Consider the following 7,845-nt stretch of genomic DNA (forward strand, 5'->3'; position numbering starts at 1 on the left):
ACCCGATTACCTTCAAGGAGGAGATCCTCTACTTAAGGAGCAAGGGCATTGAAGTAACGCCGCAGAAACTGATGATTTCGGCCCAGGCACACATTGTTACTCCGGTTCATAAATATCTGGATCGCGTTTTAAATAAAAAGATCGGGACCACCGGCCGGGGAATCGGGCCGGCTTACACCGATAAAATTCAGCGTACCGGCGTGCGCCTGGAATCTATTCTGCAGGGAACGTTCATCGAACATTTTAAACAACAGGCCCGGCTTTACGAACAGTACGCTAAACAACTTTACAAAGAACCGTTCATCGATCTGGATAAAGCGCTGGACGAATTGAGGGAAGCCGAGGCCTACATTAAACCGTTTATTGGCGATACAGTCGAATTAATCCATGATTATCTGATAAGAAAAGCTAACATCCTTTACGAAGGCGCTCAGGGTACCATGCTGGATGTGGATCACGGAACTTATCCTTTTGTAACCTCTTCATCTACGACCATCGGCGGCGCCTTCACGGGGGGCGGTGTTTTTGTGCAATTCGATAAACGCATTGGTCTGGTCAAAGCTTACACGACACGTGTGGGCGAAGGACCTTTTCCCACGGAATTACACGATGAAACCGGAGAAAAACTGCGGGCGAAGGGCAACGAATTTGGGGCCACTACAGGACGTCCGCGACGCTGCGGTTGGCTGGATCTGAATCTGGTGAAGCGAGCCCAAATCATCAATGGCTTTAATTACATCTCGCTGAGTAAGTTGAGCTGTCTTACCGGCTTCGAAACGATTAAGGCTGCTGTGGATTACGACCAGGCCGGGCAGCCCGTTTACAAAACATTCTCCGGCTGGCAGGAAGAGATTGAAGGGCTGACCGACTGGCAGGCGTTGCCGCAGAATGCCAGAGATTACATCCAGTTTATTGAAGACTATCTGCAAACGCCAATCGGTCTGGTTTCCACCGGGCCAGATCGCAACCATGTGATTTTCCGGGAGCCTTTGTGGTAAGGGGCTTAAGACGTAACTCGAACTTTAGCTCGAGAAGTTGCTCAGTCTCAAGCTAAAGCTTGAGTCACAGATGGATGGTTTGCTCAAGCTAAAGCTTGAGATGCGGATGAGGGTAACTCAAATATCAAAAACCGTTTGGAATCTAGGACTGATGACAAAAAAACATTCCGGACTTGACATCGATCTGGGGAACCAGTGTTCTCAGATTGCCTACAATTGGGCCAAAAAGACTTTCAATTTCCGGCCGACCGGTAGCGGCCAACCTGTGCCCGGTTTAGATGGCGCCTTTTCCAACGTGATGGACCTGGGCGGGGTGAAAATTGGCATGGCTTCCGACGGCATTGGCACCAAAATTGAACTGGCGGAACGAACGCAAATTTACAACACCATTGCCTTTGATCTGGTGGCCATGGTGGTAGATGATCTGGCAGCCAATGGCCTGGAACCGGTCAATATTTCTAATATTCTGGATGTGAATGTGCTGGATGCCCGGGTCATCGATCAGCTCATGGAAGGGCTTTACCAGGCTGCTAAAACAGCGCGCATTACTGTAACCGGTGGGGAAATCGCCGAACTTGGGCCGCGCATTGCGGGCTATGGCCATGGCATGCACTTCAACTGGGCAGCCACCGGGGTGGCGATTCTACCGCCCGGCAAACAGGTAATTGACGGACGAAACATTCAACCCGGCGATCAGATCATCGCCCTTAAAAGTCAGGGCTTCCGTTCTAACGGCTTTTCTCTGGTGCGGCGTGTAATGAACGAGCAGTTCGGCGACGTCTGGCACCAGGCGGCTTACGGAGAGGGTAAAACCTGGGGCCAGGCGCTGCTCACCCCTTCGCGCATCTATACACCGCTGATCGTGGATTTAATCAAGGCAGATTTTGAAATCCACGGCATCGCTCACATAACCGGCGGAGGAATCGGCGATAATCTGCAGCGCGTGCTTAAAATCAGCGGCTATGGCGCCGTGTTAAATCGTCTTTTTGAACCGCCGCATTTTATGCGCAAGGTTCAGGAACTGGGGAACGTTAGCGAAGAACAGGCCTACCGTCTGTGGAACATGGGAAACGGCATGTTGCTGGTGGTCAGGGCCGATCAGGCCGACGATGTGCTGCAATTTGCTGAAGAACGACACTTTCCCTCGCAAGTTGCCGGCCAGGTGCAACAGAATCCAACGATTGAAATAAAAACCAGGGGGCTGAATCCCAGGGTTTTGAAATACGAATCGTAAAAGGCGCGAAAAAATTTTTGAAAACTCTGTGTACCCAAAAAAATGATCAGAAAACGCTGAGCTGAAAAATAAATTTAAGGGCCTATCCATGCAAGCGGCAAAACATGTTCAAATCCTGCTTAAAAATTCCATCAGGGATATTAACGGCCTGCATGTGCAAAGCGAGGCCAAAAAGTTTTTGCACATCGAGACGGGCAGAGTCAAAACCGGCAAAATCTACTCCATAGTTCACCCTCTGTCAGAAAAAGAGTTGCTGGCTTTTGCCAGAAATTCTCTGTGCGATTGCATCATTCACGATCTTTACATTGACCGGCTGTTTACCTCTAGAGATTTTCCAACGTACATCCTGGTTTCCAGATTACCCGGTGTTACCGATGACGAAGGCGTTTCGGCCCAAAAAGCGTTGTGCGATTTTTTAAACATTCCCTTTGACTACGGAAAACACGCCATTTTTACCCACGAAATCTACTATTTCCAGAAGAAACTGAAGGACGAGCAATTAAAAACCATTGCCCGGGAATTATTGGGCAATCCGCTGGTTCATCGCTTTGAATACGGAACATTTAAGGGGCAGGTGACCTACATACCTGAAGTACACCTAAAAAGCAAACCCCAGGTGCAGACGATCAATATCTTTGTTTCGGATGAGGAGCTGGAAAAAATTTCCAGAGAACGTTTGCTGGCTCTGGATCTACACGAAATGCAGGCCATTCAGGCTTACTACCAGAATCAATTGGTTCAGGTTGAACGCGAAAAATTTGGGATTTCCCAATTACCAACCGATTGTGAAATCGAGGTCATTGCCCAGACCTGGTCCGAGCATTGTAAGCACAAAGAATTTAACGCTACCATTACCTACAAAGACCTGGACAAAGGCACACAAAAAACCATTCACTCCCTTTTTAAAACCTACATCAGACGTTCCACAGAGATCATTCGTGAACGTTACGAAAAGGCCGGTCATAACTGGTTGTTGACGATTTTTTTGGACAATGCGGGTGTGGTGCGTGTGGATGATCAGCGCGTTTTCGTCTGGAAGGTGGAAACCCATAATTCGCCTTCGGCCCTCGATCCCTATGGCGGTGCGCTGACCGGCATTGTGGGCGTGAACCGCGACCCGATGGGCACGGGCGTGGGTGGCGCCAGTTTGTTGTTTAATACCGATGTGTTGTGCTTTGGGCCTCCGGATTACCAGGGCAAACTCTTGCCCGGACAGCTGCATCCCCGGCGCATCATGACCGGCGTGGTTAAAGGCATTGAAGACGGCGGGAATAAATCGGGCATCCCCACGGTCAACGGTTCGGTGGTGTTTGACGAACGCTACCGCGGCAAGCCGCTGGTCTTTTGCGGAACAGGCGGTGTAATGCCGGCTTACGTGGATGGAAAACCGTCCTGGGAAAAACGCATCGATGCCGGCGACCGCATCATGATGGCCGGCGGACGGGTGGGCAAAGACGGCATTCATGGCGCCACCTTCTCTTCGCTGGAAATCGATGAGCACTCCCCGCGTTCGGCCGTACAGATCGGTTCGCCCATTACGCAAAAAAATCTGTCCGATTTCATGCAGGTGGCCGTAGCCCGCGGTCTGATTAAGTCTTCTACAGACAATGGCGCCGGCGGTCTCTCATCCTCCATTGGCGAACTGGCCGCCATTACCAATGGTGCTTTTGTACAACTGGCCAATATCCCTTTAAAATATGCCGGTCTGCAACCCTGGGAAATTTTTGTCTCCGAATCACAGGAGCGGATGACCCTGGTTGTAGAGCCTTCCAGAGTAAAGGCCCTGTTTGACCTGGCCGAAGATTTTGAAGTCGAACTGTCCGATATCGGCTATTTTACCGATTCGGGTTACCTCGATGTGCGTTACGGCGAGCAAAAAGTGGCCTACCTGGATTTAATCTTTTTGCATGAAGGAGTGCCAACCAAACGCATGGAGGCCGAGTGGGAAAAACCCCAACTGAGTGAACCGATCATCAAAGAAAAACTCGATTACAGTTCGATCCTACTAAAATTATTGGGCAGTCTGAATATCTGTTCGCGCGAATCCATTATTCGGCGCTACGATCACGAAGTAAAGGGCAAAACCGTTGTTAAACCTCTGATGGGCGAACAGGGCCATGCGCCACAGGACGCCGCTGTCTTAAGACTCGATTTTGATTCTTACGTGGGCATTGCCATTTCTAACGGAATTCTACCGCGTTACGGCGACATCAATCCTTTTCAGATGGCTGCCGGTTCGTTTGACGAGGCCATGCGCGGCATCATTGCCGTGGGCGGTCGCTTGCCCGATCCGCAAACCGACCCCGACATCTTCTGGTCGGTGAACGACAACTTTTGCGTGCCTGATTCGCTTTACCATCCTCAGAACAATCCGGATGGGAAACTAAAGCTGGCCAAACTGGTGCAAATGAACGAAGCGTTGTTCGATATGGCCACCTTTTTCAACGTGCCAATGACTTCTGGAAAAGACAGCATGAAAAACGATTTTATTAAAGAAGGGGTCAAAATCTCTGTACCGCCGACCGTCCTCTTTTCCATGGTGGCTAAAATTCCCGATGTTCGCAAAACCGTGACCACCGATTTTAAACACGAGGGCGATCTGATATACCAGGTGGGGCACACCTATGACGAGTTGGGCGCTTCGGAGTTTTACCATTTGTTCGGTGAATTGGGTGCTAATGTGCCGTGCGTCCGCAAAGAGCAGGCTCTACGCATTTACCGTAAAATGATGGCTGCCTCGGAACAACAACTGCTGGCCTCGGCGCATGACCTGTCGGATGGCGGTTTGGCCGTGGCCCTGGCCGAGTGCGCTTTTGGCGGGAACCTGGGCGCTATGGTCAGTTTGCCGGACTCCGGGCTATCGTTAAACGCCCTGCTTTTTGCTGAATCCCATTCGCGTTTTGTGGTTAGCGTCTCACCGCAAAATCGGCAAAAGTTTGAACGCATCATGGGCAACGACGCCTTTTTGATTGGTCAGGTAACGAATGAAGACAAACTGGAAATCGAACATCAAAACAAAACCGTGCTGGCCCTGGATGTGCCAACCATGCTCCAGGCCTGGCGCAACGGACTGGTTTTTTAAGAAGGAAAGGCCGGATTTTGCACGTTCATTTTTTACAACATGTTTCCTTTGAAACACCGGGTGTTCTGCTTCCATTGTTGAAAGAACAGGCGCAAGAAATTAGCGTTACGCGCTTTTTTCGGAATGAACCTCTGCCTCAGATTGATGCCATCGATTTTCTGGTCATAATGGGCGGGCCGATGAGTGTGCACGACGAACAGCAATTTAGCTGGTTGAAAGACGAAAAGGCGTCCATTGAAAAGGCGATTGCACAGGGGAAAACGGTGCTCGGCATCTGTCTGGGCGCCCAGCTCATCGCCGATGTGCTGGGCGCAAAGGTTTTTAAGAACCAGCACCGTGAAATTGGCTGGTTCCAGGTTTACCGCGCTCCGGAAATAGGAAGGAGTAAACTGGGCAGCATCTGGCCGCAAGAGGTCATGGCCTTTCACTGGCACGGCGAAATGTTCGAAATCCCAGCCGGCGCCATGCGTGTAGCCCATTCACAGGCTTGTGACAATCAGGGATTTGTTTTTGAAGAGCGGGTGGTGGGCTTGCAGTTTCATCTGGAGATCACCCCAAAAGTGATTGATGGTTTGTTAACGCATTGCGCTGACGAACTGGATGGCAGCACTTTTGTGCAAAGCGCCGATGAGATCAGAGAAAAGATGAACCTGTGTCAACCGGCCCATGAATTGATGGCAAAGGTCGTGCAGAGGCTGTTGCAAAAAGGAGATTAAAAGTAGCCCCAAAAGGCCCACCTGCTTTATCAAATTTGAAATTTTTTGTGAAACGGTAGGTTGTGCCTGAGAGGTGGAGAGTCGTGCCGGGTGTCATTCTGAGTTCCGATTCATCGGGATGAATAATCCCTTACACTGGCAAGCAATTCGTAAGCGCAACGTAACTCGAGCTTCAGCTCGAGACTTTTGTAAGGGAGAAGCAAGATTTTTCCGCTTTCCCTTTTTACGGGAGAAGGGGCAATGGGGTGGGGGCTAAATTCGCCCGATTTTCGGGAAGAGGAAGGCAGGGGGGAAGGGCTAAACACACTGTGCAGAGTCAAGAAATTAAAAAGTTAATTACTTAAATGATCATAGAACGAAGCATTTTGTTTAAAATAGAGGATGGTAAAAAATGAGCAAAGTGCGTGCCCTGGTGGTTACCGGGTTTGGAATCAACTGCGAGGTCGAGATGGCCGCCGCTTACCGATTGGCCGGCGCAGAAGCCGACATTGTTCATCTGAATGAAGTGTTTAAAGAACGCGTTTCGATTCATGATTATCAGGTGCTCAATTTTCCCGGTGGGTTTTCATTTGGTGACGATTTGGGTTCGGCTAAAGTTCTGAGCAATAAATTCAAGTTTAAAAAGATGGCCTCCGGTCGCCATTTTATCGACGATCTGGCTCAATTTTTACAGGATGGCAAATTCATCATCGGTGTGTGCAATGGCTTTCAGGCCCTGGTAAAGATGGGCCTGTTGCCCAATATCGGAGGCAATTTTGAACAGGAAGTCACCTTAACGCACAACGATTCCGGAAAGTTTGAAGATCGTTGGGTAACCTGTGGGGTTCATCCCCAACAGCGAACGCCATTTTTAAAGGGCATCGAGAAAATAGACCTGCCTGTTCGCCATGGCGAGGGCAAGCTGATCATCCGTGATGAGCAAATCGAGCAGGCCATTGTGGAGAAAAATTTGAATTGTTTGAGCTATCTGGGCCCGGACGGCCAGCCCACGGACGAATATCCTTACAACCCCAATGGTTCGCAACTCAATTGCGCTGGCTTAACAGACGCCCGCGGGCAGGTATTTGGCTTAATGCCTCATCCCGAGGCCTATCTGTCCGTTTACAATCATCCGGCCTGGCCAAAAAAGAAAGAGCAGTCCGGTCAGGACGAGCAGGGCGAAGGCCTGCAAATCTTTAAAAACATTGTGGATTATTTGATTAACCACTAAGCACACAAAGGAAGCACAGAAAAACACAAAGTACTAATAAAAATACTCTGCGTTCTCAGCGACTTCCCTGAGTACTCTGTGGTAAAAAAGGATCAAAGAAAGGTGTGTCAATGAAACAGTCCATAAAAATCAAACGTGCCTTGATTAGCGTTTCTGATAAGAGTGGCATCGAAGCCCTGGCCCGCGCTTTACATGATAGCGGGTGTGAAATTATTTCCACCGGCGGAACCAGAGCCGTGCTGGAGAAAGCCGGTTTGCCTGTTACAGAAATTTCCGAGGTAACCGGCAATCCGGAGGCTTTTGGCGGACGCATGAAGACCATCTCCTTTCAGATTGAATCGGCTTTGTTGTTCGACCGGGAAAAAGACGCAGCCGAAGCTGAGCAACTGGGCATTAAAGCCATCGACATGGTCGTCTGCAATCTGTACCCCTTTGAGCGCGTGAAAAATCAGGGCGTGGATTTTGATACCCTGATCGAAAACATCGACATTGGCGGGCCGACCATGGTGCGTGCCGCGGCTAAAAATTTCAAATATGTGGCCGTGGTAACTGACCCTCAGGATTATCCCGATCTGGTGCGCGAACTTAAGGACAATGACGGCGCC

At 49.9% G+C, this 7,845-nt stretch carries 5 protein-coding genes and 1 pseudogene; all 6 read left to right on the forward strand.

Annotation, left to right across the window (positions count from 1 at the left end; genetic code table 11):
- The coding region (locus ACWB0I_RS11980) for an adenylosuccinate synthetase (protein ID WP_479388303.1) at positions 1-998 on the forward strand (998 nt) is incomplete at its 5' end.
- Between the two features lie 151 nt (positions 999-1,149).
- A complete protein-coding gene (purM, locus tag ACWB0I_RS11985) occupies positions 1,150-2,232 on the forward strand; it encodes a phosphoribosylformylglycinamidine cyclo-ligase (protein ID WP_479388304.1) in 1,083 nt (360 codons plus the stop codon).
- An 88-nt stretch (positions 2,233-2,320) separates the two neighbouring features.
- Positions 2,321-5,314 carry an AIR synthase-related protein gene (locus tag ACWB0I_RS11990; protein ID WP_479388305.1) on the forward strand — a complete coding sequence of 998 codons (2,994 nt, stop codon included), beginning with the start codon at positions 2,321-2,323 and terminating at the stop codon, positions 5,312-5,314.
- A gap of 17 nt (positions 5,315-5,331) precedes the next feature.
- The gene (locus ACWB0I_RS11995; RefSeq protein ID WP_479388306.1) at positions 5,332-6,030 is read left to right on the forward strand and encodes a type 1 glutamine amidotransferase; all 699 of its coding nucleotides are present in this window, start codon (positions 5,332-5,334) and stop codon (positions 6,028-6,030) included.
- A 391-nt stretch (positions 6,031-6,421) separates the two neighbouring features.
- Positions 6,422-7,240 (forward strand): phosphoribosylformylglycinamidine synthase subunit PurQ, encoded by an 819-nt coding sequence (locus ACWB0I_RS12000; RefSeq protein ID WP_479388307.1) that lies wholly within the window; start codon positions 6,422-6,424, stop codon positions 7,238-7,240.
- A 110-nt stretch (positions 7,241-7,350) separates the two neighbouring features.
- Positions 7,351-7,845: pseudogene (locus ACWB0I_RS12005) on the forward strand (bifunctional phosphoribosylaminoimidazolecarboxamide formyltransferase/IMP cyclohydrolase); the annotation flags it as partial.

The organism is Caldithrix sp. (assembly GCF_056497305.1).

Excerpts from the sequence above, each read along its gene's own strand:
- purM (WP_479388304.1), top strand. The coding sequence starts at position 1,150 with ATGACAAAAAAACATTCCGGACTTGACATCGATCTGGGGAACCAGTGT.
- ACWB0I_RS11990 (WP_479388305.1), top strand. The coding sequence starts at position 2,321 with ATGCAAGCGGCAAAACATGTTCAAATCCTGCTTAAAAATTCCATCAGG.
- ACWB0I_RS12000 (WP_479388307.1), top strand. The coding sequence starts at position 6,422 with ATGAGCAAAGTGCGTGCCCTGGTGGTTACCGGGTTTGGAATCAACTGC.